Origin of the sequence: Longibacter salinarum (assembly GCF_002554795.1) — a bacterium.
Taxonomy (GTDB): Bacteria; Bacteroidota; Rhodothermia; order Rhodothermales; family Salinibacteraceae; genus Longibacter; species Longibacter salinarum.
The window spans coordinates 26,195-53,084 of sequence record NZ_PDEQ01000005.1 but is presented as its reverse complement, the minus strand read 5'-3'; the positions used below and the strand labels follow the sequence as shown (position 1 = coordinate 53,084).

Sequence of the window (26,890 nt, the reverse complement as noted above, 5' to 3'; positions counted from 1 at the left end):
CTCTGCATACGCGCTCCAGGAGGTCGTATCCGTTCCTGCAGGAGACGCTGGCGGCGAAGGACATTCCTGTGCGAAGGCCGAAGAGCGGGATGGGAAAATAAGGAAAGACAACAAGATCCCAATGACCCACAGCCCGTAGGAGTATCGCCCTGCATGTAGGGGCAGAAGCGGATGGAGCAGAGAATCGATGCTGCGAAGAAGAGACAAGAGAGACGAGCGACCGTCTTTGATGATTGTGCACTAAAATTACGAGGGTTCGACCGTGCAAGATCCACGCGACAACAGCGGCGAACCTTCTTCGAAATGAAACGGTACGTCGCTTCCCTTATTTTCTGTGTTGTCTACACAGAGGTTTTCAGCTTCGGCGCGACCATTCACATCAACGACCTCCTTTTTTATGTACGAGTGTTGTCCGGACCGAGTCATCGAAATTGAATCCAGTACGGAGCTCGTCGCTCACATCGAGACGCACGGGTCGATGAAAGACATTGTCGTGCAGGGATTGGATCTGCGGTCCGAGGTCATGGAGGAGGTGGTCCAGCGCGTGCCAGCCGAAGACGCCTGTTTTCTCGGATGCCGAATGACGAGCGCGACAGACGAACACATCCGCAACACCGGAGGGACGATCTTTCCCGCCTTCACCGGCTTGCCGTTTCACCCCTACCGGGCGTCCCTCTACAGCACGAAGGAACTCATGGACGGGTATCGGCGCGGGGAGTACGAGAGCCTGCACGAAACCGCCGACCGGCGCATCTACGACTACTTTAAGGCGCGGACGAAGGTCAGTCAGGCGGTGCCTGTGATGGATGCCCTAGCTTTTCGCATCCACGATCACGCCGTTGATGACGCGCTCGCCGATCTTCTCCATGACCCACCGGACAACCCGGATTCGCATCTGGACCATGTTCTTCCAGAGACCGATCGACGGCGTGTGGTTGGCGTCATGGGAGGTCACCGGCTGGAGCGCGACAGTCCGACGTTCCGACAGGTTGCTGTTATCGGGTGGAAGCTCGCGCGGGCCGGCTTTTTCGTCGCCACGGGAGGCGGACCGGGAGCGATGGAAGCGGCAAATCTCGGCGCGTACCTTTCCGCGCATGAACTCGATGTCGTGCACAACGCTGTGGATACGCTTGCGGCCGCACCTCATTATGAGGACGAGGCGTACTTCGATCTCGCATACCAGATTCTCGACACCTATCCAGACGGAGCCGACAGTCTCGCGATTCCAACGTGGTTCTATGGGCACGAGCCCTCGAACCTATTCCCGAGCCACGTTGCCAAGTATTTCGCGAACAGCATTCGGGAGGACGGTCTTCTTGCGATCGCTACTCACGGCGTGATCTATGCGCCCGGAAGTGCGGGAACCATCCAGGAAATTTTTATGGATGCGGCCCAGAATCATTACGAAACGTTTGGTGCTGCCAGCCCGATGGTATTTCTCGACCGCGAATATTGGACAGAGACCAAGCCTGTGTATCCGCTTATCGAAACGCTAGCAGAAGGGACACCCTATGCAGACGTGTTGAGCCTCCACAATGATGTGGATGACATTGTCGAAGATATTCTCACGCATGCAAGGAATCGAAACGTCACGGCAACGGAATAAACGACGGGCCTGTGCATCCATATTTTACGTAGTCCGCCGGTCGAGATACGAGCGGGGCTCACATTTGGCCGGAAGATTGCGACACGGTCAGTTGGTCAGATTCGTCTGACCCTGCACCCAGATATCAGTGTCACTGTTTCGTGGTCGCACGTACGCAAGGATTGGCCGTTCGAGATTCTGATCGAAGTCTACCAAACACGTGCTTCAGGAATACAAAAAGTTTGCGCTTCGCGGTAACGTCGTCGACATGGCCGTCGGTATCATCATCGGGGCGGCCTTTAACGGCGTCGTCCAGTCGCTTGTAAAGGACGTGATCACGCCTCCACTGGGCTTGCTTGTCGGTAACGTCGACTTCTCCAACATCTTCGTCGTTCTGAAGGACGGGACGACGCCGGGTCCGTACCCTACGCTGGAAGCAGCAAATGCCGCGGGGGCCGTGACAGTGAACGGCGGCGTCTTTCTAAACAGTGCGATTAGCTTCCTCATCGTATCCTTCGCCGTCTTTGTCCTCGTGCGGTCGGTGAACAAGATGATGGAGCCGGATGAAGCCCCCGAACCGGCGGCACCGACCGTGAAGAAGTGTCCCTTCTGCGTACAGGATATTCCGGTTCAAGCCACACGCTGTCCGCACTGTACCTCCGATATCACCGACGAGCCGTCACCGCACGCAGCATCGTAACGACCCTTTGTCTGCCCTATGAGCTGTTCTCGCCATCAACACGGGCCCGTTGAGGCCTTTCGCACCGGCCGGTACCCGGTCGGCATCAGTACGCATGCGTACTGCTACCATGTGGGGCGCACGCTGATCGATACGGGTCCGCCCAACCAGTGGCGACGCGTGCGCTCGTTCGTCCAGGAGATGGCGGACACGCGCGGGGTCGACCGTGTTGTGGTCACGCATCACCACGAGGATCACGCGGGAAACGCTGGGCGCATTGCCGAGATGCTGGATGTGCCGGTCTTCGCGCCGGAAGCGAGTCTGGATCTACTGCGCGACGGTTTCGACATGGAGATGTACCGCCGCATCGTCTGGGGCTCCCCTGGCCCCATTGAGGCCCAGCCGGTCCCCGAGCACCTGTCGATCGGCGATGGGCTCATCCTTCACGCCATTCCGACGCCCGGACACGCGGACGACATGGTGTGCTACCGCGTTGAAGGGAAAGGCTGGTTGTTTTCTGCGGACCTCTACATCACGCAGCGACCGGAGTATCTTCGCTATGACGAGCACGTTGGCGCGCTCCTTCGAAGCATTCACCGCGTGCTGCAATACGACATCACAACAGTCTTCTGCTCCCATCGCGGCATCGTCGATGAGGGTGCGCACGCCCTCCGCGAGAAGGCGCGGTATCTTGAGGCGCTGTGCGGCGTAGCCCGGCGTCGCTACCGACAGGACAAGCGCCCCGTAAATGACATCCGCGAGGAGATGCTGGGGAAAGATGGGCTGCTCCGCTGGATCTCAGGCGGCGACTTTTCGAAGGACAACCTCATCAGCTCCTGCATCCGCGACCAGGATCGCATTGAGGCGGAACGCCACCTCGAACCACTACAGCGGGCGGCGTAGAGGGGGGGGTAGGTGTGAACGTATGAAAGTTTGGAAGTTTGAAGGTTTTCGGCGTTCGGGCGTTAAGACGTTGACGTACCACGTATCGTGGTAGAATGGACCTCTAGAGCAAACACGTCCGCACTTCCATACTTTCACACTTCCACACCTCGACACGGTATCGTAACGGTTTTGTGATGTGGTGCATGGGGCGTCACGTGGGTTTCGGCTGATTCGTCACTTCTGTGATGCTTTCGCCGACTGCTTTCGAAAACCCATGTCCCACGATGACTGAAGTGAATGCCTCGTCTGAAGCGCCGCGTCTAGAACCGATCGACCGCCCCGACTCGTGGTGGATGCGTCTCGTCTACTGGATCACGAAACGGACGCTTGGTCGTGTCATTACGCCCGTCAAGGTGGTGAATGCACGCGTACCCGGTAGTGCCTCCGTAGCTCAGAAGATGAATGCCACGGAGAAGCAGTTGTCCATTGATCCGGAACTCCGCTTCTTAATCAAGAGCTACGTCGCGACGCTGAACGGCTGCTCATTCTGTATCGATATCGCCCAGGCGAGCGCACAAGACCAGGGGATTTCGATCGAAAAATACGATGCACTGCTACAGTATGAGACGAGTGACGTCTTCTCGCCCCGTGAGCGCGCTGCCCTGGTCTACGTCGAGGAGGCGACCCGTTCGACATCTGTGACCGACGCGACGTTCGATGCTCTGCGAACGCATTTCGATGACCGGGCTATTGCCGAACTCACGTGGCTGAACGCGATGGAAAACTACTACAACCTGCTGAATCGCCCGCTCAATATTGGGTCCGACAAGCTGTGCGCGATCCGCTCCGACATCGAGGCTACCCCGGCTCGCCATGCAGCCTGACACGACCGATCTGTTCGAAGATCAGCGCGACCGGCTGTTTGGCCTGGCGTATCGAATGCTCGGCACCGTTGCGGCCGCAGAGGATGTCGTGCAGGACGCCTACCTTCGCTGGCATGAGGTCGACCCGGCGACAGTAGAGAATCCGCCGGCGTATCTCACGACGGTGGTTACCCGCCTGTGCCTCGATGAGTTGAAATCGGCGAGACAGCAGCGGGAGGAGTACGCCGGTCCGTGGCTGCCCGCTCCCCTTGTTGCAGAACGTGGAGCAGTACCACCGTCCGTGGAGACCGACATGGCGCTGTCTGTGGCGTTACTCGTTGTGCTGGAGGCGCTGACACCGGTGCAACGCGCCGTCTTCGTCCTCCGCGAAGGCTTCGATATTGACTACACGACCGTCGCGAGCATCGTCAACCGCTCGCCCGCGCATTGCCGAAAGATTGCCCAGCGGGCTCGCGAACACGTAGGCGACCGTAATCGGCGATTCAGCACATCACGCGATGAACAGGAGGCGCTGGTTCACGCCTTCGTTGAGGCTATTGAGGACGGTGACCCCGAGCGTGTGGGCACGCTGCTGGCCGAAGACGCAATCTCGTATTCCGATGGCGGCGGCGAGGTGACCGCAGCCCTGCGCCCGATCTACGGACGAGACCGAATCACTCGATTTCTCATGGGCCTCGTCGGTAAAGCGCCTTCCGATTTGCGTCTGGAGCATGTGACTGTCAACGGGGAGGCCGGGCTCGCCGTCCATTACGGAGACGACCTGCAGAGCGTCTGGGTCTTTCGTAGCAACAACGGTCAAATCGACCGGCTCTTCGCCGTTCTGAATCCCGAAAAGCTCCGGCACGTCCGATCGGACTAGCGTTGCATTCGGCAGACATGGAAACGTGACAATGCGTTCGGTATTCAGGTCGTAAGGGAAGGCCCGTTCTGCATGGCGGTGTGAATTCGTAGACCGTACACCGTCAGAGCCAAAACATCTGTTTGGCGGGTGGATGTCCAGGTGACGCGAATGGAGTGACCGATACAGTAAACATGTGGACGACATCCTGTAGGTCGCTAAATTGAGTTACGTAGCGACGTTGGCAGCACGGATTCGTTCTGGAGATTCGTCCCGTCCTACTTTGGGCGGCGCGCGTTTCTTGATCTAGATCAATGCGATCACGGAGGTCGTGCGCTAGACTGTTGATGACAATTTTTCTCATCGACAGCAGTGCATCACCAATGAAAAGCATACCCTTCTACATCTGTCTTTGCCTTCTGGGTGTGTCCCTCTATTCGGCGGCAAATGCTCAGGTGAGCCGCCCGACAGAAGACGTATCCCAGCGAGATACGGGACGAAACCAAGCCTCTTTCGCGCTGAAAGCAGGCCTCTCACAACCGGTTCTTCTCCGCGGAGCCAACCTCGCGATTGCCTATACGACCGGTCGGTGGGTATTCGAATACTCACACGGCCTATGGTTGAGCTACGACCGTGTGGGCCGAACCCGTACGGAGCGAGATCAGAATCTCGACGTGTACAGTCCTTGGACCACCGGATTTGGAATCGGCTACCGATTGCCGTGGCGGTTTGACCTTCGGGTCGAGTTGAAGGCACACCGTTATGAGGTGACACCTCCCCAGGGCAAGGCGTTTGCTTACACGACGTTCTCGATCGGTCCGGCGCTCAACTATCATCAACCAATCTACCGGAATCTCGGCCTAGACTTAACGCTCCGGTTCTGGCCCAATGTAGCGAGTACACTCGAAAATGATGAGCGTGTCTTTTTCGGTGCGGATGGTGCGAAGAAGACGCATGCTGCTCATGACCTCGGCGTCTTCCCCAACGCATCTTTACTTTACAAATTTTGATCCGACGCAGTCACTGGTCATCACTGGCACTGAGTCGCTGTCGAATGCGGCTCAGTGCCTCTGGGGTGACCCCGATGTACGACGCCAGCAAATATAGTGGGACGCGTTGAAGCAAATGCGGGCTACGGTCCAGCAAGCGGCGATACCGTTCTTCTGCCGAGAAAGACTGCATCTCGACCGCGCGCGTCTCGGCGCCTCTAAAAAGTTCTTCTGCCATTCTCGACCGAACGGAACGGAAGTCTCGGTTGGCTTCGGCTAGTTCATCAAAGTGTGCACGGGTAAGCACCAGAACCTCACAGTTTTCTAACGCTGTCACCGTTTTCGTCGCCGGGACTTCATCAAAGAAACTGCGGAAATCTCCTGCGAAGCTATCCTCGAAGTCGAAGCCGAGGACATTGCGCTCTCCATCTCGTAGCGTGTAGTAGACAACGGCTCCACGGTAGATGTAAGCGACTCGGTGGCCTGCGTGTCCTTCGCGCACGAGCGACTCTCCAACCGACAGCTTGCGAGGGGATACGAGACGTTTGACTTGTGTCCAGTCCGCGGCTGTTAGCGACGGAAGGAGGTCGCTAAGCACGGCTCGGAATCCTTCATACATATCAAGAGGTAGCGTCGGCTCAGGTGGACGTAGCGCCAGAGTGATCGAATGTTGAAAGACAGTTCTGTTTCTGGACGAATCGCCTTGAGCAGGCGAGCATTCAGCAGGATTGCGAGAGAGAGCGTAGCGAACTCAGATCTTAAATCTCACCCTCACGCCCACATACCCTCACACTTCCTCACGTCCGCACTTTCACACCTCCATACCTCTACGCCCCCGGCGTTTCCGGTTGGGCGGTTGCACCATCGCCGGACGTCGGCAGGTCGACGGCATCGCGAACATTGGTTTCCGGTTCGTAGGCGAGGCGAGAGGCCAACCAGCGCTCCACGACGGCCACGTCCATGCCCTTGCGCTCGGCGTAGTCCTCGATCTGGTCGCGCTCCAGCGTGCCGACGTTGTAGTAGCTCGCCTCCGGATGGGCGAAGTAGACGCCGCAGACCGACGCGCCCGGGTGCATCGCCAGGTTCTCGGTCAGGGAGATGTCGGTGTGCTTCTCCACGCCCAGGAGGTCCCAGATGAGCGGCTTCTCGGTGTGGTCCGGGCAGGCCGGATAGCCAGGTGCGGGACGGATGCCGCGGTATTTTTCCCGGATGAGCTCCTGGTTGTCGAAGTCCTCGTCCGGTGCGTAGCCCCAGTCGTCGCGGCGGACGCGTTCGTGCATGTACTCCGCGAAGGCTTCCGCGAGACGGTCGCCCACGGCCTGCAGCATGATCGCGCGATAGTCGTCGCCGTCTTCCTTGGCCTTCTCGACGAGGGGATGCAGTCCGAGGCCGGCCGTGACGGCGAAGGCCCCGACATAGTCTGCGATGCCGCTGTCCTTCGGTGCGACGTAGTCGGCGAGCGCACGGTTCGGGTGCCCCGACGCTTTCTCTGTCTGTTGACGGAGCGAGTGGAACGTCGTGGCTACCTCCGTGCGGGAATCGTCGGTGTAAAGCTCGATGTCGTCGCCGACGCTGTTCGCGGCAAAGAGCCCGAAGATGCCGTTGCAGGTGATCTGCTGGCGGGCGTCGAGTTCGTCGAGAAGTGCGTTGGCGTCATCGTATAAACGCTTGGCTTCCTCCCCCTTTTCCTCATCCTCGAGAATGCGCGGGTACGATCCGCTGAGGTCCCAGGCAATGAAGAACGGGGTCCAGTCGATGTAGTCGCGCAGCGTGGAAATCGGCACCTTCGGCAGAACCGTGGTCCCGAGCTTCGCGGGTCGTGTAATTGGCACTTCGTCCCAGTCGCACGTGAACTTGTTGGCCCGAGCCTCCTCGATCGAGAGGTGCGTTTTCTTGCCGCTACGCCGGGCGTGGCGCTCGCGGAGCTTCTCATACTTTTCCTTGACGTCGCCGAGGAACGCGTCGCGCAGGTTTTCCGCGAGCAGGTTACCGGCCACATTGACGCTTCGGGAGGCGTCGAGCACGTGGATGACCGGACCGCTGTAGTGCTCGGAGATCTTCACGGCGGTGTGGATTTCGGACGTCGTCGCGCCACCGATGAGCAGCGGCACGTCGAATCCTTCCCGCTCCATCTCCTTCGCGACGTGCACCATCTCGTCGAGGCTCGGCGTGATCAGACCCGAGAGGCCAATAATGTCCACATCGTGCGCGCGGGCCTCCTCCAGAATCTTCTGCGCGGGTACCATGACGCCGAGATCGACGACCTCGTAGCCGTTGCACTGAAGCACGACGCCGACGATGTTCTTGCCGATGTCGTGGACATCGCCCTTGACGGTTGCGAGGAGAACCTTCGGGGTGTCGGTGTCCTCGCGCGGCGCTTCTCCAGCAGCCTCGCGTCTGGCGTCTTCGGCCGCGTTCTCTTCCTCGATGTAGGGCTTCAGATAGCCGACCGCCTTTTTCATGACACGGGCGCTCTTCACCACCTGTGGGAGAAACATCTTGCCGTCGCCGAAGAGGTCGCCAACGACGTTCATTCCATCCATCAGCGGGCCTTCGATGACTTCGAGCGGAGACGGATACTTGTCTCGCGCTTCCTCTGTGTCCTCAATGATATGGTCGAGAATGCCCTTCACCAGCGCGTGCTCGATGCGGTCTTCGACGGGCTCTTCGCGCCACGCGGCCGTCTCCTGCTCGGCTTCTTTGCCGGTGTCGCGCTCAGCGATCTCCTCCGCCATCTCCACAAGCCGCTCGGTGGCGTCGTCGCGACGGTTGAAGACGACATCCTCGATCCGGTCGCGCAGTTCAGGGTCGATCTCGTCGTAGACCTCAATCTGGCCGGCGTTGACGATCGCCATGTCCAGGCCGCGCTGGATGGCGTGGTACAGGAAGATGGTATGCATCGCCTCCCGCACCGGGTTGTTACCGCGGAAGGAGAAGCTAACGTTCGAGAGGCCGCCCGATGTTCGTGCGTGGGGAAGGTTTTCCTTGATCCACTCGACGGCGTCGAGGAAGGACGTACCGTACTCGTTGTGCTCTTGAATCCCCGTGGCGAGAGCGAAGATGTTGGGGTCGAAGATGATGTCCTGCGGCGGAAAGTCGATCTCGTCCACGAGGAGGCGGTAGGCTCGCTCGCAGATCTCGATCTTGCGTTCGTACGTGTCGGCCTGTCCGTCTTCGTCGAAGGCCATCACGATCACGGCCGCGCCGTACTTCCGGCATAGGCGCGCGTGTTCGAGGAATTCCTCTTCGCCCTCCTTCATCGAGATGGAGTTCACGACGGCCTTACCCTGGACGCACTTCAGGCCGGTCTCGATCACCTCCCACTTCGAGGAGTCGAGGACGATCGGAACACGCGCGATGTCGGGCTCGGCGGCAATGAGCTGCAGGAACGTCTTCATGGCGTCGGCGGAGTCGAGCATCCCCTCGTCCATGTTGACATCGATCATCTGCGCGCCGTTCTCGACCTGCTGGCGCGCCACGCTGATCGCGGTCTCGTAGTCGTTGTTCTTGATGAGCTCGCGGAAGCGCCGAGAGCCCGTCACGTTCGTCCGCTCTCCGATATTAACGAACCCGAGCTCGGGCGTGAGAGACAGCGGCTCGAGTCCGCTGACGCGCAGGGTTGGCGTCCGCTCGGAGGGTGTACGCGGCGTGTGATTGGCTGCGACCGTTGCAAAGGCCTCGATGTGATCCGGCGTCGTGCCACAGCAGCCGCCGACGATGTTCACCCAGCCCTCACCGGCGTAGTCGTCGAGCTGCTCCGCCATGAAGTCGGGCGTCTCGTCGTAGCCGCCGAATTCATTTGGGAGTCCGGCGTTCGGGTAGAGGCTCGTCAGGCACTCGGCGGCGTCGGAAAGCTCTTCGATAAACGGTCGCATCTGCTTCGAACCCAGCGCGCAGTTGAGCCCGACGCTGAGCAGGCTCGACATGTGCGACACGCTCTCGTAGAAGGCCGCCGGCGTCTGCCCGGAGAGCGTCCGGCCGCTCATGTCGACGACCGTGCCGGAGATCATCACCGGCAACTCACGTCCGATTTCGTCGAACAGGTCCTGAAGAGCGACCAGCGCCGCCTTGCAGTTCAGCGTATCAAAGACCGTTTCGACGAGAAGAATGTCCACGCCGCCATCGACGAGGCCGCGCGCTTGTTCGAGATACGCGTCGTGGATTTCGTCGAACGTGACGTCGCGGTAGCCGGGATCGTTGACGTCGGGCGAGACGGACAGCGTTTTGTTGGTCGGCCCGATGGCGCCGGCGACGAAGCGAGGCTTGTCCTCGGTCGAGAACTCGTCAGCCGCCTCTCGCGCGATCTGTGCGCTTGCTACGTTCAGGTCGTACGCGATGTGCGACAGGTCGTAGTCCGCCTGTGCGATCGAGGTCGAGCTGAACGTATTGGTCTCGACGATGTCGGAGCCGGCGGCAAGATAGTCGCGGTGAATCTCGCCGATGATGTCCGGTCGCGTGATCGACAGCAGGTCGTTGTTGCCCTGCAGGTCGCCGTCCACATCGGCGAAGCGATCGCCACGGAAGTCCTCTTCCGTGAGGTCATGGCGCTGGATCATCGTGCCCATCGCGCCATCGAGGAGGAGAATTCGTTGAGAGCAGAGGTCGCGTAGCGTCTGCAGCAAATCAGCCATTCCAGACAAGAGTCGAGGGGGACGAACGTCGGGTAAGCATCGCTAACGCTTGCCCATGGCAAAACGTTGCCCGTAAAATGCGGTCGTTTGGGAAAGAACGGCACAATAGCAAACTGGTGGCGCCGATAAGCGCCACCAGGGTCGGGGGTCAAAATGGGATTGTGTAACGAAAGAGCGTATGTTGTCGGGCAGATCGATTTTGTGAATCGTACGCCGGGAGCCTCACGTCGAGGGCGTAGATTACCGATCGTCATTTCCGACGGGAGAGTTTGCAACCGTCTCCTGTTCGGCTTCTTGCGGGTCGACGCGTTCCCAGACTTCGCGCAACTTGTAGGAGCCGAGGTCTCCGACATGAATCCATCGATCCCCCTTGACCTTAGCCTCGAAACGAAGCGTCACGTCCTGAAAGCCGGGGGACGAGTGGTACTCGATATGCTCTACGTAGATGTTGCGCTCGGGGTGGTACTCATAGCGCCCCCCACCGGCGAGAACTTCCTCTCCGTTCTTCGTCTCCCGTCCCCAGGCGAAGTGTGTCGAGTTGAGAATTTTGTAATTCGCCCCCCATTCCTCACGCGTGTCGACCGTGGAGTCGGGATACACCCGTTCCTGGGACACCATGCGCCAGGTGCCTTCAAGCTCATTGGAAGGAAGCTGGGCGAAGGCGCTACCGGCAGTCCAAAGGAGGAGTGCGAGACAGAGGAAAGAGGTGCGGCGAGTAAGGGGGCACATAGCGGTCTCGGGGGTCCGGTTCGCGATACGGTGAAGGTATCATGAACCAATGTAGCAGCTTCGTGATCTTTTTTCAAGCTTTTGTGAACGGTTTCTACTTCACGCGATGGGCCATGATAAATCGCTTTGGCCTGAGCGAAACGTCCCGGGGCTCTGATGAAGGCAGCGGGTTGTCTCTCGTTTATAAAGTGAGCGTGGACTCATTTTGCCGTTCGGTAAGCCCGGCCAAATGCGCCGTCGACCCGCAACGATTCCCGGTTCCTTTAGCAGAAATGGCAGATGCGACAAATGTAGGGGCGAGGCGCTGCGCACAGCCTCCGACGCCCGGAGGCTACAGTGATACCACGTACAGGTCGCCGTCATGCACATACAGCATCCGGCTGTCTGGTAGGATGGTTGCACCCCAGCCGTACGGAAGCTTCAGCCGCTGGCCTTTCGTCCACCCGTCGCTGCTGCGCCGGTGCAGGTAAAACCCTTTTCGGCCCAACGTCTCTTCTTCTTCCGCCGAGATTCCGGCTCGCGTGACGATCATCTGCCGCCCATTGCGGAATACGTCGGGGTCGAATGTATTCGATCCGGACGGACTGACGTGGAGGCCGACGAACGTTAGAGGCTCGGTCGACCCGTCGACATTCAGATGGGTCCGGTACACGCCGCGCGGTTTGTTCGGGTCAGCGTCTGACTCTCCGGGTCGTGCGTACAGGTACAGGGTGCCGTCCTCTTGGAGGTCGAAGTACCCTGCGCGCGTCTTTCTGAGTTCCTCGATCTCTTCGGCATCGCTCCACTTGCCCCCGGGTTGTTTTTGAACGCGGAATACGCGACTCGTAGGCTTCGATGCCGAGTTGCCCCTACGCGGTGGCCGGTAGAGTATGGTCTGGCCGTCCGGGGAGATGGCCAGGTTGTAAACGAATTCAGCGAATGGAGCGCGCTGGACATCCCATGCGTCGTCATGCTCCGAGTGACCGATTCGCGTGGCGATGTAGGGGACTTGCTGCCCGTAGTTTGCGTAGCGCGTAAACACCAGCGTGCTGCCGTCGGCAGTGATTGACGGTGAGCTTTCGCTGCTATCCGGCGATGATATTACGCCTGGAGCGAAGATAACCCCTTTACGGTCGGCAGTGGTGTCGAGTAGATCCTGAATGTTCTGAGCGCACACCGCTTCCGTCGTTAGGCCGAAAAGCGCGACCGATGCGATCAGTAGCAGAATCGATGTCGAGCGGAGAGGGTGGGACATAGGGCGATCTTGTTGTCAGAAATGCACCAAACAGCTTAGCTTCGCCGATTCATGGTCTACCTCGTCTCCGTGCCTCCAATTGTGCCGAGAAGGGCGCCCGTTTCCACATCCCAGAGCCGAACGTAGCGATCCTGCCCGACGGTGGCGAGCGTTCTATGGTCGGGCGACACGGTGACCGAGTATGCGTTCGCGTTGTGGGCGAAGCGCTGAAAGTGGAGGGCACCGGTATCGCTATTCCATACCTTGAGCATACCGTCGGAGCTCACGCCCGCCACGAATGGGGAATTTGGGACGATGGCCGCGCGGTTCACGAATGATCCCTGACGAAGACGCTGGATGATGCGTCCGTCGTCGATGTTGAGAACGTGTAGCACACCGCTCCGACCTCCAACCACGATCCGCGACCCCGCGACATCAATGTCGAAAAGGTAGTCATCCTGCACTTTCCATCGGTCGACCTCTTTGCCCGCGGGAAACGACCACGAATACATTGCTCCGTCTTCCTCCGCCGTATAAATCTGCTGCCCCTCCTCGCCCCAGGCCATTCCGTACACTTTTCCTGAGCGCTCAACACGCATCACTTCTGCTTCTTCTTGCATGTCCCAGACGGCGACTCGGCCCGGCGTGTAGCGTTGCAAGACGGCGAGGTACCGTCCGTCTGGTGAGAATCGCGCCTCCGTGATGCCACCGCCCATCGTGGGCGACCCATTCGAAAACTGATCCAGAACCGCGACGCGCTGGCCTGAATCGACGTCCCAGAGGTGCACCGTTCCGTCGACCGAGGAACTCGCGAGCATGGATCCGTCGGGGGACCACGTGGCCTCGTACGTGTAGCGTGACTGTCCCGGAAATGACTGAAGGATGTCTTTTGTCTCCAGATCCCGGATGGCGAAGGTGCCGCCCGGAGTCATTGTCGTAATCCGGGAGCCGTCCGGTGAGAAGTGGGCGATGTTGTTGGCGGCGTTGCCTCGCGGCGCCGACCGGACCCGCTCCTCAATTTCCTCTTCGCTGACGGTTACGTCGCTGTGCGACTGCGCCCATACCTGCGCGAGCGGGAGAAGAGACAGGGCAAGAAACAGGCTGAGCGTGCGGATAAGCGTCATGATTTCGGCGCGACTTGAGGAAAATATGTAGGTGAGGATGAATGAGGGACATTCGCGCATGCGAGGACCGACTACTGCGTCCATTGCACAGGATCGGGGGTTACGTCTCTGAGGAACGTGTACTCGGCAAATACTGCCTCGGGCTCGTCCATCGGATAGAGTGCCTTTACGTCTGACCAGCTGACTGGAATGCGGTCGGGGACAGCGGTCCACGGCACGCGCGTCACCAGACCTCGGGAGGAGGCGGAGACCTTCAGTTCGTATCGCTTAAGCACCGGCTCGAGGGGGCGGTCTTCCTCGTAGCATCGGCGCACGGCCGCGACAGCTTCTGGCGTGAAGGTTTCTTCCGTGCCGACAATAGCCAGGTTGAATGCGTGCCCGTGGTATATTTTCGTCAGCAAAAGGCTGGCCTCGGGCGTCGCCTCGATCCTGTCGACGCCGGTGTCGATGAGCCGAGATGCGCGTTTGAGACGATACAACATCACGTTCATAACCCGACGCGGCGAATCGGCCGGGAGCGTGACATCCACCATTCCGACAGCCGTCGACTGGACGTTCAGGGTAACTTCGTTCTCCGATCGGCGCAGCCATTCCCCCGTCCGCGAAATGCGTTCAGACTCGGTGCGTGCAGGTGCTAAACGTGTTCCTTTGACCCCGAGCAGGTCGACTCGATACCCATTCCCGAGATCGTCGTCAGCAAACCGGGGCGACGCGGTCATGACGATCGCTTCCCCGCGAGCGTACGAAGGGGCGTTTGGATCGGGAAATGGCTGTCCGGTTGCTGGTTGTGAGAGGGAGAGTGTGAACAAAACGATCAAGTTGAGAATAGCGCACCGGAACGTCTTGCGAACAACCGCGAGAGTCAAGGCTGCGGTGGATTGAGGCATGACACTGGGGACGTGGAGGTGGAAAGAGTCGTTATGGACGCTTCATTCTGACCGAAGCACGTGGGCGGGGTCGACGCGCGCGGCACGATAGGCCTGCGTGCTTACAGCGGCGATAGCCACCATGATGGCCCCCACGCCGGTCGCGACGAAGATCCAGGGAGAGATGCTCGTTTGGTAGGCAAACTGGTCCAGCCACATCTGTCCCGCCCACCAGGCCAGCGGGGCTCCGACGACAAAACCTGCTGCTACGAGTTGTACGTACTCCCGGTTGAGTAGCACGAGGATGCTCGCGACCGATCCCCCGAGCGCCTTCCGAATGCCGATCTCTCGCATCCGCATCCGTGTCAGGTACGCGACAAGACCGGCCAGGCCGATCGACGCGAGCACGATCGCCAGCATCGAAAGAATCGTCACCAGGGTGCCGAATCGGCGTTCTTGCTCGTAGAGTTCGGCTACGGTGTCGTCGAAAAACGAGATTTCGAGCGGCGTATTCGGAAACATGTCGGACAGCACCGCTTCCGCATGAGCCATCGCTTCCCGAGTTCGTCCCGAAGCGATGCGCATTACGGGCTGGTATGCATACGGAGGCGCGGCTACGACGTGATAATGCGTCGGAGAGATCTCGTGCCGCATCGAATTGGTGTGCAGGTTCGGGATCACGCCCACGATGGGAGGTGGGGTTTCAGGCGGGCGGTCGGGTACGTTGATCATGCCGCGACCCACGGGAGATTCGATCTCGGCCGATACCATCTCGGCGAAGGCTTGATTGACGACGACCTGTTCCGGCGCGCTGGGTCCGGCCTCCCGAATGCGTTCGACCGCCGCATTGTCGATCCCCACGACCTCGAACCAGTCCGGATCGACGCGCTCGTAGTCGCAGCCGCTGTAGTCCGTTTCAAGTCCGGTCACGCCACACGGGCCCCGGTTGAGGCGTTGCCGTGGGCGTGCCCCGATTCCCACGGCGAGGATATGTGGTGATTCGTTCATCCTGCGCTTCAACTGCTGGTACTGCGTGCTGTCCGCTTGCACAGAGGTGAGCTGCACGATGGTGTCGACCGGATACCCGAGGTCGCTGTTCTGCATGAAGTCGAGTTGGTTGTACACGATCCAGCTCAGCCCGCCGAGCCCGATAAGCACAATGAACTGAAGTGCGATCAGCCCATGTCTCAGCGACCACGTTTTCCGCGTACCGGTTGAAAAACCGTGGTCGAAGAGGTTCACCGTTTGCTTTTTGGCCAGCACGAACGCGGGGTAGCTAGCGGCTCCAAGACCTGCTGCTAGCGCGAGGACAGTCAATGAAGCCAGGACAATCGGGTCGAATACCGACCAGAGCGAGATGCCGGTGTCCATCAGTGCGTTGAAACCGGGAATAATGGCCGCGCAGAGGCCGACGGCGAGAGGCACACAGGCCAGCGCGAGGACGGACGACTCCACGAGAAACTGGCGGGCAAGCTGCGTCCGGTGACCCCCGAGCGCTTTTCGGATGCCGATTTCCGCATTTCTACCGGCATAAATAGCAAGGGCGAGGTTTGCGTAGTTGATGATGGTGATCGCGAGGACGAGCAGTCCGATAGCACCGAAAGCCCAGAGGTAGGCCGGGTTGCGGTGGGGCGTCCGGTCATACAGCATGCGATCGGCCAGATGAATGCTCGTGAGCGGCTGGAGGAAGTGGCCGATGAGCGTGCCATCCGCCTTGCGTTCCCTCAACGACGCTGACGACTCGTTCAGGATGGTCGCGATTTTGGGTTGAACGGTCTCGGGTCTGACGCTCGGCTTCAGCTTTACGTACCGGAAGGCAGCCCACCGTGGAATGCGTGTCACAGACAGTGCGAGGTCGAAGCGGATTCGCGTATTCATCGGCGGATCCTCGACCACCGATCGCACCGTTGCCGTCGTCGACGAACCGACGCTTAGTGTCTGACCGATCGGGTTTGCGTCCCCAAAGTATTTCGTGGCCGTCCGCTCGGTTAGAACGATCGACCTGGGTTCTGAGAGAGCCTTTTCGACAGAGGCTCCCGCGATCCGAGAGAACGTAAACATCCGGCCGAATGCCGCTCCCGTATTTGTGATCAGTTGCCGATCCGACTCGAATCGTTGCCCCTTCGGATTTTCGACAAACAGAGGGGTGGGGAGGATCACGAACTGCGCCACGTCATCCACCCCGGGCACCTCACGTGCGATGCGGCGGGGAACGACCATCTGATCTTCGGCCGTTGACTGGTTAAAGCTCGGAAATTGAATATCGGAAAACGCGTTGTCCTCGAACTGCGTGTAGATCCGATAGATGCTGTTTGCATCGTCGTGGTGCGTGTCAAAGCTCAGCTCGTACTGGAGAAAGACGGCGATCACAGCACAGCACCCGAGTCCGATCGTCAGACCGACGACGTTGACGAGCGTATAGCCAACGCGGCGGCGGAGCGTACGAATAGCGAGATTGAGGTACGAGCGAAGCATGTCGCAGGACGGCATAAGGGCACGTGTCATGGTGCCGCAAAGCACGACATTCATCTACTCGCACGCGACCGGAATGCGGTGAATAGAGCGTTTCCCGCGATGAGTCGGAGCCGACGAGATAGGGAGGCCAGAAAGAAAGGTGATCAGGAAGCGGCCGGTGTCGACGTCTTTTTCTCCTCATCTAGCGTCTCATAGTAGCGTTCGATGCGCTCGTCGTCCTCATCGTATCGCTCATCGTCCCATCGACGTAGAATGTCCACGACGGCTTCGTGCGGTTCCATGTGAAAGTGGCGTTCGCCGACGATCGAGTGCAGGCCAGAGCGTCGGACGACTTCGCGGACGGGACCGATGAGACCCGTCAGGTGAAGCTCAATATCCTTTGCTTCGAGCGTTTCGATTGTCACCTCTAATGCTTCGACGGCCGTGGTGTCGAGATCGTTAATGCTCGTTCCATCGACGATCACGGCTCGGATCCGACGGCCCTCTCGCTCGCTCTTTTCGAGAATGAAGTCCTTGAAGTATTCGGCATTGGCGAAGGAGAAGGCCGCGTCGACGCGCAGGACCATGACGTCCTTGATACGCTGGGCGGTATCGAATCGCTCGATGTCGCGGAAGAGACGCGTTCCCGGTACGTGTCCGAGTTCGGCGACGTTTGGACGGCTGATCCGGTACAGCACCATAATCACCGAGGCGCCGATGCCGAGGAGGATGCCTTCCTGGATGCCGATGACGAGTGTGCAGGTAGCCGTAAACAGCGCAATGTACCCGTCGCGACGCCGGGCCTCGAAGAGCTCACGGACTTCGCGTAGGTCAATCAATCCGAATCCGGCAACCATGATGATCGCAGCGAGGACCGGAACGGGTAAAAAGTAGAAGAGGCCCGTGAGGAAGAGTAGCGTGAGCGCGATGATGATGGCCGCGAAAATGTTGGCTGCCGGGGTGCGGGCACCGGCCTGATCGTTGACGGCGGATCGCGAGAAGCTGCCGGATGCCGGAATGCCCTGCGCGAAGCTCCCCAAGAGGTTCGACGTCCCCATCGCCAGGAGCTCCTGGTTGGCGTCGATCGTGTACCGGTGTCGCCGCGCAAAGACGCGCCCGAGGGAGATATTCTTCATGAACTGCACGAGGGCGAGCGTCAGCGCGGCGGGAAATAGCCCGCGCCAGTCCGACGGTGAGAGACTCGGGATGTCCAGCTCCGGAAGACCGGTTGGGATGGATCCGATAACCTCGACACCGTCGCGCTCGAAGCCCAGAGCGAAGCTTAGTGCCGTCGCGACGATCACGACGACGAGGGCCTCGGGAATCATCGGCTGAATGCGCGGGAGGAGAATGAGAAGCACGATGCAGCCCAGCCCGATGCCGAGCGAAAGGACGTGGACTTCGCCCAGGTGCTGGCTTGCGTCAATGAGGAGGCGGTGGACGTACTGCGACTTCGCGAGGTCAATGCCGAGCAGGTTGCCGAGTTGACTGAACCCAATAATCAGCGCGGCAGCGGTTGTCAGCCCCGTGATCACGGGGCGAGACAGCAGGTTGGCGACAAAGCCCAGCTTGGCGGCTCCCATGCCGATCTGGATCAGACCAACCATGGCGGCCAGCAAGATCGCGAGAACAACGTATTCATCGCTTCCGGTGGCGGCGAGGGGGGCCACCCCGGCCGCCACGATGAGCATGTCAATTGCTGTCGGTCCCATCGCCAGCTGCCGCGAGGATGCCAGCAGCGGGTAGGCAAGCGTCGGGACGAGCGCAGCGTAGAGCCCGTAGATTGGGGGGAGCCCCGCGATGACGGCGTACGCCATTCCCTGAGGGATCAGCATCACGCCGACGGTCACCCCGGCGATGGCGTCGGCCCGCATGTCGTCGAGGTCGTAGCGGCGTACCCACGAGGAGCTGTCCGTAAGGTAGCGGATCCAGGCCTTGATCCGGTTCGTCATGGGACCAGGGACATGGTGAGCAAGAAGGATCGGTCGGTCATGACAATCCAGAATCGACGAAGCGGGTCACGGCGAGGCTTCGTGATGATCGTGTAGAAGAGACTATTGCCGGGAAATGATCCTACACATGGAGATCGAAGAGAAGGAATGCCAAGGGACTATCGCAAACGCTGCTACGTTCGTTGAGCCCGAGCGAGAGATTCTCGCCGCTGGGCACAGCCCAAGCGGGGTGTTGCAATAGGCTCTAAAACGGCCAGATCCAGGGGATGAGGAAGGTGGCAAGGATCCACAACAAAATATTGAGCGGCGTACCGACCTTGGTGAAGTCCGTAAATTTGTACTGGCCGGGTCCGTAGATCATTGTGTTCGTCTGATACCCGACCGGCGTCATGAAGCTAAGGGACGCGGCGTACGTAATTGCCATGAGCAGGGGACGACTGTCTACGCCCAGGCTCTCCGCGGCCTGCAGGGCGATGGGGGCGAGGAGGGCTGCCGTCGCCTGATTCGAGATGATGTTTGTCAGCATCATCGAGAGAAAAAAGAACCCGGACAGGACAGCAGTCGGGCCAATGGGGCCCAGTGTGTCGATCAACGTGGCCGATAAAATGCCGGCAGCGCCCGTATTTTCCATTGCGGTCCCGAGGGGGATGACGCCGGCGAGAAGGAAAATGATTTTCCAGTTGATGGCCTGGTAGGCTTCTTCGGTCGTAATGCAGCCAGTCAGCACCATGGCGACGCAGCCCGCGATCGCACTCACCACGATCGGCGTGATGTCGAATGCTGCAAGCAGGACGACGGTAGCGAGAATCGTCAGCGCGATCGGCGTTCGCTTTTCTCGATACTGCTCCACCTCGACCTCGGTGGCAAGGACAAACGAGGGGTCGCGCTCAATTTCGGAGGCGCGCTCCTCGTCGATGTTAAGCAGCACCGAGTCGCCACCGGACAGGCGAACCTCTTCCAGGTGCTCCTGCTGGAGCGTTCCATGGCGGCGGATGGCGAGCGGGACCGCTCCGAATCGATCGGGGAAATCGACATCTCCGATGCTTTCTGATTCCAGCGCCGAGTCCGGTGCGGCTACGGCTTCGACCAGCTTGTCGGGGCCCCCTTCGAGGTCGACATCGTACCAGTCGCGGGCCGGGCGCAGGGTGATGTCTTCGCGTTCCAGCATTTTTTCGATCTCCTGTACGCCGCCTCGGACGCGTAACACGTTGCCAGCTTCGAGCGGGGCTTCACGGTCGCGCTGAACGGGTTCTCGGGAGCTCCGAAAGACCTGCAGGATATCCAGGTCAAGGTCCTTCGTGAGCGCGGACTCTTCCACCGTTTCACCCACGTGCGGACTTTCCTCCGATAATACGACGTCCGTCAGGTACTCCTGCATTTCGTAGTCGGACGTGAGGTCCTTGCCCATCCGGCGAGACGGAATCATCGGGATGCCGACGAAGAAGGTGTAGGCTCCGCCTACCGCGGCAAAGATGAGCCCGAGGGCGGTGAACTCGAACATCCCGAATGGCTCCGCACCGTGCGACTCCGCGATCGAGCTGACGAGAATGTTCGTCGAGGTCCCGATCAGCGTACAGACCCCGCCAAACATCGACGCGAAGGAGAGGGGCATCAGCAATTTCGATGCGCTGACGCCCAGTTGATTGGAGAGACCGATGACGACCGGAATGAAGATGGCGACGGCCGCGGTATTGTTGATGAACGCCGACACAACGCCAATGACAACCATCATGAAGCCGACTGTCAGGGAGAAACTCCCGCCGCCGACGTCAGCAAAAAGATCGCTCAGATGCCTCAACACCCCGGTCCGACGTAAACCTTCGCTAAGGACAAACATTGCCCCGATTGTGACGGTAGCGGCGTTGCTGAAGCCCGAGATGCCTTCCTGCGGCGACACGATGCCCGTCAACATTAAGGTCGACAGGATGATTAGCGCCGTAACGTCGAAGGACACGCGATCGGACATAAACAGCACCATCGCCACGACCAGAAGGGCGAACACGATGATGGTTTCGATCGACATGAAGGAGTCGTTGGTGCGGAAAGATCAGCCGAGAGTAATAGGCTATATTGGTATTTTAATTCCGGTTCCCGGAGTTACATCGTTCTTGCAAAACCGGTTTGTTTGAACTATGCGATGCCGGTGTAAGTAGCGCACTGTGTCACACCGATCCACTCGCTATTTTCCGTCTGTCTATGTTGCTTTTTGCCCCGTCGGATGCGTATCGCGATGACCTCGACGAGGTTCGTCGCCACGGTCTTATCGCACCTGAGGGGGAGGAACTGACACTCTTCCTGGATCTGGGCGACGTACCCCGGGGAGCGGAGCGGATCTACGTCGTGGACACGTCGACAATGCAGCGTCCGCCGAAGCGAGCGACGGGACGAACGGTTGAGGTGGAGGGGGTGCCGTCAACTGCCATTCGAAACGTGGATCCGTATCGACCGCCGGAGGTCGTGAAGGCGGGCGGAGGTTATGTTCTTCGCATTGTAGATGGCGAACCCGTTCTCCTTCTGATTCATCGAAGAGGAGTCTGGGATTTGCCGAAAGGCAAGCTGGATCCGGGTGAAAGCATTGCGGAGTGTGCTCTGCGCGAGGTCCGCGAGGAGGTTGGCATCGAGCAATTGGCGGAGCATCAGCCGCTGGGGACCACGCATCACGCGTATCCGGATGGGGGCGTTTACGCCGTAAAGATAACGCACTGGTACCTGATGCAGACGCCGGAGCGACACTTTAAGCCGGAGCGGAAGGAGGGGATTCGTCGGGTGGCCTGGGCGCGATGGCCCGTCGCTCGCGAGCACATTGGATACGATTCGCTTGCCCGGCACATGGACCGGGTGGAAGGCACGATCCGCCGGTTCGCAGAGAACAGCAGTTGACAGACGCTTAGGAAAAACCGCTCCGTTTATCCAGTACATATCACGCGCATGTTGCTTCCGTTGTTGACGGCGACCTTGATTCCTCTTCTGGCATCCGTCAGCGCTGTCTCATAGATTTGAAGTGGTCCCGATCCGTTCGCATGGGGCCTCTATTCTGGACTAATATCGTTTCATGTATGAGTACGTCGACGCTCAGATCGGTTCTGTTCTTGTGTGTTGCCTTCGTCTTCTCCATTTCTCTGACTGCCTGCGGCGGACAGGAGGTAGAGCGCCTGCAGACGCAGGTCGATTCGCTGCAGACGGTCAATGACGAACTATCTCGTACGGTCGAGCGACTTCGCACCTCGGTTCGAGAGCAGCAGCAAACACAGGAGGAGACGACGACCCTCGAGCCGGTGGTGTATTTTCCATCGGGCAGTGCCTGGCTGACCGATCGTGGTAAGCGGGCGATCGATGAGTTGGCGCAAACCATCAACCGGGAATATGATGGGCGTGCGTTTCGGATCAAAGGGTACACGGACAGCATGCCGATCGGGGACAGTCTCCGCAGCATTTATCCGAGCAACTGGTACCTCTCCGCACAACGTGCTGCGGCGGTAGCTCATTACCTCAACACGGAGCACGGTATTCAGACGCCGACGCTCGAGATCGGTGCGTACGGCCCGAAGGTGCCGGTGGCGAGTAACGAGACGCGGGAGGGAAGACAAAAGAACCGCCGGGTCGAAATTGTCGTGGACGGGCAGTAGGTGCACGAGCCGAAGTGGGGGCTCGCCTGTGTGCACCACGCACGCCAGGAATGGTCGTTTTTCGTTGCCGGAAGGCGACCGTGCTTTGCGATCAAAAAGAAAAGCGGTGAACCGTGCCGGTCGGGCAGGTTCACCGCTTCGTACGTCAGAGATCTGGTTTCCTCGGGGGCGTTACGCGTGCGAGTGTGCTGCGAGGGCCTCGCCGAAGCGATCGAACAGGTCCGGCAGTTCGTTCGGATCTTCGAGGACGAGGTGGGCGCCTTTATCGCGGAGGAGCGGGCGGTGGTCATCGGCATCTACGTAGGGCGGGACGATACCGATGGCCCACATGCCTGCCTTTCGAGCGGCTTCCATGTCGTCCACCGTGTCACCGATGTAGACGGCCTCCTTCGGGGAGACGTCGCGGCCGGCAGCGGCAAGAATCGTCAGGGAGTGATTCAGCGGGAAGGGGTGCGGTTTCGGGCGTTCTCCCTGCTTCTCCTTGGAGACGAGGAGCGGGAAGTATTTCTTCCACCCGAAGTGGTCCAGCGTCCACAGAGCTTCCTCTTCCGGGCGCCCTGTGACGATGCCCATGATGCGCTCGTCCGTGTTGAGCGCCTGGAGCGTTTCTTCGCTAATGAGCGGCGTCTCCTCTGTGATGACGCCGTCCCAGTTCTCGCCACGATAGCGATTCTGGAACTCCTCAATCACGCGGCTGAGCGGCACCTCCATTGCGGTGTCCGTAATGATCGCGTGCGTGAGCTTCCAGTCGTCGTTGAACCCTCCGTAGTTCTTATACCGCTGGACCGTGTTCGCTCCGATCTTCCGCCCCGTAAAGTGCTCGACCGTCTCCTCGATGGCGCGTCGATATGAGCGGGAAACATCGACGAGGACGCCGTCCATGTCGAACAAAATAGCAGACAGCTTGACGTTCTGAGACATGCCAGGACAGAAAAGTTAAGTTGCAATGTACGCGCTAGGGCAATCGTTTACCACACGGATGTATGGGAACGGTTCCCACCTGAAAGGATCTTGCGCAATTTTAGAGGCTACACGTTACCGACCACTCGGGCCACTGCCGTCGTCCGAGCTAGAGGGCCCTGTCGCCTGTTGGCCATCGAGTTGCTGAAGAAGTTCGTCGACGGTCCGGCGAAGCTGGGCATCCGTCCCCTGCGCACGGTGATCGGGTGCGTTCTCTACGGTGATATCAGGCGTCGCCGGCGTGCCCTCCATGTTCGCGTCCGTTTCGTAAACCCACCAGCCGCGGAACGGGAGTCTGACGAAGGACCCGTCGATCAGCCCGACGCCGCCCGTCGAAATGACGGCACCGAACGTGGGCGTTCCGACGAGAGGCCCGAGGTCGAACTGCTTGAAGGCGTGCGAAAAGATTTCGGCGTTCGAGTAGCTGTTCTGGTTGCAGAGGGCGGCGACGGGTTTCGTCCAGGCCGCGTAGGGGAGGCGTTCGCCGAACGGGTAGTGCGAGCGGAATTGCTCGTGATTGTCGATGTCTGAGGTTGCGCCGCGCGGCACCGTATAGGCGTGCCGGCGGGTGGTCAGCACCGTCATGAGGTAGTCGGTCGTCCAGCCGCCACCGTTGAATCGGACATCAACCAGCAGACCTTCCTTGTCCCCGGCACTAGCGACGAGCTCTCGCTCGAAGCGCTCGAAGCTTTCCCAGTTCATGCCTTCGATGTGAATGTAGCCGAGGCGTCCACCGGAGTATTCCTCCGTCAGTTCACGCCGATCTTCGACCCATTCACGATACAGCTGATCGTCGAGATCGTCTGTTGGGCGAATGCGGACCGTGCGCGTGTCGCCATCCTGGCCGCGGACGCGGAGAAGCGTGCGTTGGTCGACGGTCCCGTCGAGGAGCGCGTAGATGTTGCGGGCGTCGGCGACGGACGAACCGTTGACGGAGAGGATAACGTCTCCCTCGTACAGACGGCTGAGCGAGCGATCGGCCGGGCTGTTGGGTACCACGCGAACGATGCGAGCGCCGTCATCGGTTGGGTCGAGCTCAACGCCGAGGAGTCCGGTTTCGGCTCCTCCGTTGCTGCCGAAGAGGGAGGCCGGGTAGAAACCCATGTGGCTTGCGTTGACCTCACCGAGCATCAGATTCATGACCTCCTGCAGATCTTGAATCGTGGAGGCGCGCTGTGCCCACGGGCGGTACTTGTCCTTCAGGGCATCCCAGTCCACACCATGGTGGTCGGGGTCGTAGAAGCCGTTGGCGATCGAACGCCACGCCTCCTCAAAAATCTGCATCCGCTCCTCGCTCCGGTCGACGGTCATGTGCGCTGTGAACGGTAGCGACTCCACGTCGGAGCCCGTCGTTGCGAATTGCGCCAGGCGGCCGCCTCGCTGACGAAAGTAGAGGGTGGATGCTTCCGGGCCGAGGACGATGTCAGAGGGCGAAATTCCCCCCTGCGATATCTGCGACCGTTCGCTACTGTCCCACTTGATCTTGTAGAGGTCGGGCGACGGATCGTAGGTGGTGGTGCGTCCCCGCTCCCCGGCGACGAAGTAAAAGGTCTGTCCCTCTTTGTCGATCACGGGCGAATCTTCGTTGCCCGGCATCGACGTCACGCGTACCAGGCGCTCGTGGATATCTTCGAGGTCGATATCTACGGGTACGGTTTGCTCGTCGTCCTCTTTCGTCTCGTCCTCCGTCTCTTCTTGCAGCTCTTCCCAGTCCCGCTTCGTGCGCTCGAAGTCTTCTTCCGTCAGCCAGGCAAACCAGATGTCAGCGTCGTTGCCGCTGCGTTCCGACACGAAGCCCAGCTTCGATCCGTCCGGGCTCCAGACAGGGTTGCCGTCGGAGCGCGGGTGCTGGCTGACGTTCACGGGGGTGCCGTCGCCATCGGCAGGAAGGATGAAGACGTCCTCGTTGAAGTCGAGGTCGCTCTGCGAGTAGGCGATCCACTGCCCGTCCGGGCTAAACGTGACGTCGCGCGGCTCCGCCCATCCCTCAATCAGGACGTTCTCGTCCGAGAGGCCGTCGTCGGAAACGGATGCAGAAACGAGGGTACCCTGACCGCGGAGAAAGAGGACGCGATCGCGGTCGGGAGAGAGAACGAGATGTCGTTCATCGACATCGCTGGACGTGATGCGTTCGACCGAGTGCTGGAGACTTTCAAACAGCGATTCGGCCTCCGGGTCGGTGGAGGTCAGGCGGAAGACATCGTACTGTCCTTCGCGGTCGCTGGTAAACAGAAGGGTTTTCTCGTTCACCCATACGACGTCGCGATCGCGGTAGGCATGACGCGTGAGACGGTTGGATTCCGGCTCTTCGGTGTCTGTCTCCGTGACGAAGATTTCGCCGCGAACCACGTACGCGATCTGCGACTCGTCCGGGGAGACGGCAAATTCGCGGGCCTCGTCCGACATGGTCATGCGGTCCACAGGCACATTTCGTGCATCGCGCGGGACGGTGACGTTGAGGATCTGCGGCTCTCCGCCGTCCACGTCGAGCGTATACGCGTTCGTCATGCGCTCGAAGCTGATAAGGCTACCGTCTGCGCTGGCAGATAGCGTACGGACGCCGTCCCGGTCGTAGTTCGTGAGCGCTTCGGGTTCGCTGCTGGCGGAGCCATCGTCCGCGAGTTGCAGGCGGTAGGCGTTGCGCGTGCCGCTGCGGTCGCTGATGAAGTACAGCTCGCGCGGTCCGGCCCACACCGCCGCGTAGTCGTTGCCGTTGTACTGCGTGATCTGCTGGTAGCTCTCCTCCTGCGTGTCGTAGATCCAGAGGTCGCGGTTCGCGGGGCCACGGTAATCGCTTCGCGTGGTGCGGTTGCTGCCGCGCTCCATCACGATGAAGCGTCCGTCGGGCGATTGCGTAGCGCCGTCGCCGAGGGCGTTGAGGAGCCGGTCGGGCATTCCGCCGTCCATCGGCACGTGGTAGACCTCACTCTCTCGCTCGACCTGGACGTAGGTGCGCTCCGTGTTGAAGAGGACGCGGTTGTCTGCCGTGATGTCGGTGACGCGATCGTTTGTCGAATGATACGTCAGCCGAACGGGCGTATTGCCCTCGGCCGTCATAGCGAAGACATCGGCATTGCCGTGCCGGTTGCTCGTGAAGGCGAGGTGGGTCCCGGCGTCGTTCCACTGCGGTTGGCCTTCGTAGGCTTCATGCACCGTGAGTCGGAACGCGCGCCCACCCGATGCGGGCACGGTCCAGATATCGCCCTGGTACGAAAATGCGATGGTATTACCGTCGGGGGACACGGCCGGGTGTCTCAGGAAGGGGCCGGCGTCGTCAGATTGTTCGTTCGACTGTGCGTGCGCGAAACCGGATGTTCCAGACAGCAAGAACACAGCTGCGGCGATAGCGACGATGTGGCGATACATACGAGCCAATTGAGAGGTGGGGAAAGCGAGATATATGGATCACTCCATCAAACTATACGACGTTCCGCACGTCTTCCCGTCGTGTCGTAATCGGCAGATTCCTGTAGCA

The 26,890-nt window shown here is 59.9% G+C and carries 19 protein-coding genes; 8 read left to right on the top strand and 11 right to left on the bottom strand.

What is annotated here, in order from left to right; translation table 11 throughout:
• Window positions 1-397: 397 nt before the first annotated feature.
• The 6 genes from CRI94_RS10360 (at window position 398) to CRI94_RS10335 (ending at window position 5,881) form a co-directional block, all read left to right on the top strand.
• Window positions 398-1,606 (top strand): LOG family protein, encoded by a 1,209-nt coding sequence (locus tag CRI94_RS10360; RefSeq protein ID WP_098075642.1) that lies wholly within the window; start codon window positions 398-400, stop codon window positions 1,604-1,606.
• Between the two features lie 199 nt (window positions 1,607-1,805).
• Complete coding sequence (gene mscL / locus CRI94_RS10355; RefSeq protein WP_098075641.1) at window positions 1,806-2,285, top strand: large conductance mechanosensitive channel protein MscL; 480 nt, start codon at window positions 1,806-1,808, stop codon at window positions 2,283-2,285.
• 18 nt (window positions 2,286-2,303) lie between these two features.
• Window positions 2,304-3,167 carry an MBL fold metallo-hydrolase gene (locus CRI94_RS10350; protein WP_098075640.1) on the top strand — a complete coding sequence of 288 codons (864 nt, stop codon included), beginning with the start codon at window positions 2,304-2,306 and terminating at the stop codon, window positions 3,165-3,167.
• A 266-nt stretch (window positions 3,168-3,433) separates the two neighbouring features.
• Window positions 3,434-4,033, top strand: a complete 600-nt coding sequence (locus CRI94_RS10345) for a carboxymuconolactone decarboxylase family protein (RefSeq protein ID WP_179862252.1) — start codon at window positions 3,434-3,436, stop codon at window positions 4,031-4,033.
• Window positions 4,023-4,892: an RNA polymerase sigma-70 factor gene (locus CRI94_RS10340; RefSeq protein ID WP_098075638.1), complete on the top strand. Its 870-nt coding sequence runs from the start codon at window positions 4,023-4,025 to the stop codon at window positions 4,890-4,892. Before CRI94_RS10345 ends, CRI94_RS10340 begins: the two co-directional genes overlap by 11 nt.
• Window positions 4,893-5,254: 362 nt before the next feature.
• Window positions 5,255-5,881 carry a hypothetical protein gene (locus CRI94_RS10335; protein WP_179862251.1) on the top strand — a complete coding sequence of 209 codons (627 nt, stop codon included), beginning with the start codon at window positions 5,255-5,257 and terminating at the stop codon, window positions 5,879-5,881.
• A gap of 10 nt (window positions 5,882-5,891) precedes the next feature.
• Here CRI94_RS10335 and CRI94_RS10330 read toward each other — a convergent pair whose 3' ends face one another.
• From CRI94_RS10330 to CRI94_RS10290, 9 genes are all read right to left on the bottom strand, one after another.
• Window positions 5,892-6,479 (bottom strand): Crp/Fnr family transcriptional regulator, encoded by a 588-nt coding sequence (locus CRI94_RS10330; protein ID WP_098075636.1) that lies wholly within the window; start codon window positions 6,477-6,479, stop codon window positions 5,892-5,894.
• A 208-nt stretch (window positions 6,480-6,687) separates the two neighbouring features.
• On the bottom strand, window positions 6,688-10,491 hold the full coding sequence (metH, locus tag CRI94_RS10325) for a methionine synthase (RefSeq protein WP_098075635.1): 3,804 nt from the start codon (window positions 10,489-10,491) through the stop codon (window positions 6,688-6,690).
• 240 nt (window positions 10,492-10,731) lie between these two features.
• Complete coding sequence (locus CRI94_RS10320; protein WP_245846159.1) at window positions 10,732-11,220, bottom strand: DUF4488 domain-containing protein; 489 nt, start codon at window positions 11,218-11,220, stop codon at window positions 10,732-10,734.
• A 331-nt stretch (window positions 11,221-11,551) separates the two neighbouring features.
• Window positions 11,552-12,454, bottom strand: a complete 903-nt coding sequence (locus tag CRI94_RS10315) for a PD40 domain-containing protein (RefSeq protein ID WP_098075633.1) — start codon at window positions 12,452-12,454, stop codon at window positions 11,552-11,554.
• A 56-nt stretch (window positions 12,455-12,510) separates the two neighbouring features.
• Window positions 12,511-13,557 carry a WD40 repeat domain-containing protein gene (locus CRI94_RS10310; protein ID WP_179862250.1) on the bottom strand — a complete coding sequence of 349 codons (1,047 nt, stop codon included), beginning with the start codon at window positions 13,555-13,557 and terminating at the stop codon, window positions 12,511-12,513.
• A 71-nt stretch (window positions 13,558-13,628) separates the two neighbouring features.
• Window positions 13,629-14,444 (bottom strand): hypothetical protein, encoded by an 816-nt coding sequence (locus CRI94_RS10305; protein WP_098075631.1) that lies wholly within the window; start codon window positions 14,442-14,444, stop codon window positions 13,629-13,631.
• 42 nt (window positions 14,445-14,486) lie between these two features.
• Entirely contained in the window at window positions 14,487-16,913 is a 2,427-nt protein-coding gene (locus CRI94_RS10300; protein ID WP_179862249.1) for an ABC transporter permease, read from the bottom strand.
• Window positions 16,914-17,041: 128 nt separating this feature from the next.
• A complete protein-coding gene (locus CRI94_RS10295) occupies window positions 17,042-18,829 on the bottom strand; it encodes a SulP family inorganic anion transporter (RefSeq protein ID WP_098075629.1) in 1,788 nt (595 codons plus the stop codon).
• A 244-nt stretch (window positions 18,830-19,073) separates the two neighbouring features.
• Window positions 19,074-20,852 carry an SLC13 family permease gene (locus tag CRI94_RS10290; protein ID WP_098075628.1) on the bottom strand — a complete coding sequence of 593 codons (1,779 nt, stop codon included), beginning with the start codon at window positions 20,850-20,852 and terminating at the stop codon, window positions 19,074-19,076.
• Between the two features lie 173 nt (window positions 20,853-21,025).
• Between CRI94_RS10290 and CRI94_RS10285 the strand changes: the two genes are divergently transcribed.
• Window positions 21,026-21,709 carry an NUDIX hydrolase gene (locus CRI94_RS10285; protein WP_098075627.1) on the top strand — a complete coding sequence of 228 codons (684 nt, stop codon included), beginning with the start codon at window positions 21,026-21,028 and terminating at the stop codon, window positions 21,707-21,709.
• Window positions 21,710-21,885: 176 nt separating this feature from the next.
• Window positions 21,886-22,455: an OmpA family protein gene (locus tag CRI94_RS10280; RefSeq protein WP_179862248.1), complete on the top strand. Its 570-nt coding sequence runs from the start codon at window positions 21,886-21,888 to the stop codon at window positions 22,453-22,455.
• Window positions 22,456-22,626: 171 nt separating this feature from the next.
• On the opposite strand, the gene CRI94_RS10275 is transcribed toward CRI94_RS10280, so the two are convergent.
• The gene (locus CRI94_RS10275) at window positions 22,627-23,376 is read right to left on the bottom strand and encodes a TIGR01548 family HAD-type hydrolase (RefSeq protein WP_098075625.1); all 750 of its coding nucleotides are present in this window, start codon (window positions 23,374-23,376) and stop codon (window positions 22,627-22,629) included.
• 114 nt (window positions 23,377-23,490) lie between these two features.
• Window positions 23,491-26,781 (bottom strand): S41 family peptidase, encoded by a 3,291-nt coding sequence (locus tag CRI94_RS10270; RefSeq protein ID WP_098075624.1) that lies wholly within the window; start codon window positions 26,779-26,781, stop codon window positions 23,491-23,493.
• Window positions 26,782-26,890 lie beyond the last annotated feature (109 nt).

Excerpts from the sequence above, each read along its gene's own strand:
- CRI94_RS10360 (WP_098075642.1), top strand. The coding sequence starts at position 398 with ATGTACGAGTGTTGTCCGGACCGAGTCATCGAAATTGAATCCAGTACG.
- CRI94_RS10350 (WP_098075640.1), top strand. The coding sequence starts at position 2,304 with ATGAGCTGTTCTCGCCATCAACACGGGCCCGTTGAGGCCTTTCGCACC.
- CRI94_RS10345 (WP_179862252.1), top strand. The coding sequence starts at position 3,434 with ATGACTGAAGTGAATGCCTCGTCTGAAGCGCCGCGTCTAGAACCGATC.
- CRI94_RS10340 (WP_098075638.1), top strand. The coding sequence starts at position 4,023 with ATGCAGCCTGACACGACCGATCTGTTCGAAGATCAGCGCGACCGGCTG.
- CRI94_RS10335 (WP_179862251.1), top strand. The coding sequence starts at position 5,255 with ATGAAAAGCATACCCTTCTACATCTGTCTTTGCCTTCTGGGTGTGTCC.
- CRI94_RS10330 (WP_098075636.1), bottom strand. The coding sequence starts at position 6,479 with ATGTATGAAGGATTCCGAGCCGTGCTTAGCGACCTCCTTCCGTCGCTA.
- metH (WP_098075635.1), bottom strand. The coding sequence starts at position 10,491 with ATGGCTGATTTGCTGCAGACGCTACGCGACCTCTGCTCTCAACGAATT.
- CRI94_RS10320 (WP_245846159.1), bottom strand. The coding sequence starts at position 11,220 with ATGTGCCCCCTTACTCGCCGCACCTCTTTCCTCTGTCTCGCACTCCTC.
- CRI94_RS10315 (WP_098075633.1), bottom strand. The coding sequence starts at position 12,454 with ATGTCCCACCCTCTCCGCTCGACATCGATTCTGCTACTGATCGCATCG.
- CRI94_RS10310 (WP_179862250.1), bottom strand. The coding sequence starts at position 13,557 with ATGACGCTTATCCGCACGCTCAGCCTGTTTCTTGCCCTGTCTCTTCTC.
- CRI94_RS10305 (WP_098075631.1), bottom strand. The coding sequence starts at position 14,444 with ATGCCTCAATCCACCGCAGCCTTGACTCTCGCGGTTGTTCGCAAGACG.
- CRI94_RS10300 (WP_179862249.1), bottom strand. The coding sequence starts at position 16,913 with ATGCCGTCCTGCGACATGCTTCGCTCGTACCTCAATCTCGCTATTCGT.
- CRI94_RS10295 (WP_098075629.1), bottom strand. The coding sequence starts at position 18,829 with ATGACGAACCGGATCAAGGCCTGGATCCGCTACCTTACGGACAGCTCC.
- CRI94_RS10290 (WP_098075628.1), bottom strand. The coding sequence starts at position 20,852 with ATGTCGATCGAAACCATCATCGTGTTCGCCCTTCTGGTCGTGGCGATG.
- CRI94_RS10285 (WP_098075627.1), top strand. The coding sequence starts at position 21,026 with ATGTTGCTTTTTGCCCCGTCGGATGCGTATCGCGATGACCTCGACGAG.
- CRI94_RS10280 (WP_179862248.1), top strand. The coding sequence starts at position 21,886 with ATGAGTACGTCGACGCTCAGATCGGTTCTGTTCTTGTGTGTTGCCTTC.
- CRI94_RS10275 (WP_098075625.1), bottom strand. The coding sequence starts at position 23,376 with ATGTCTCAGAACGTCAAGCTGTCTGCTATTTTGTTCGACATGGACGGC.
- CRI94_RS10270 (WP_098075624.1), bottom strand. The coding sequence starts at position 26,781 with ATGTATCGCCACATCGTCGCTATCGCCGCAGCTGTGTTCTTGCTGTCT.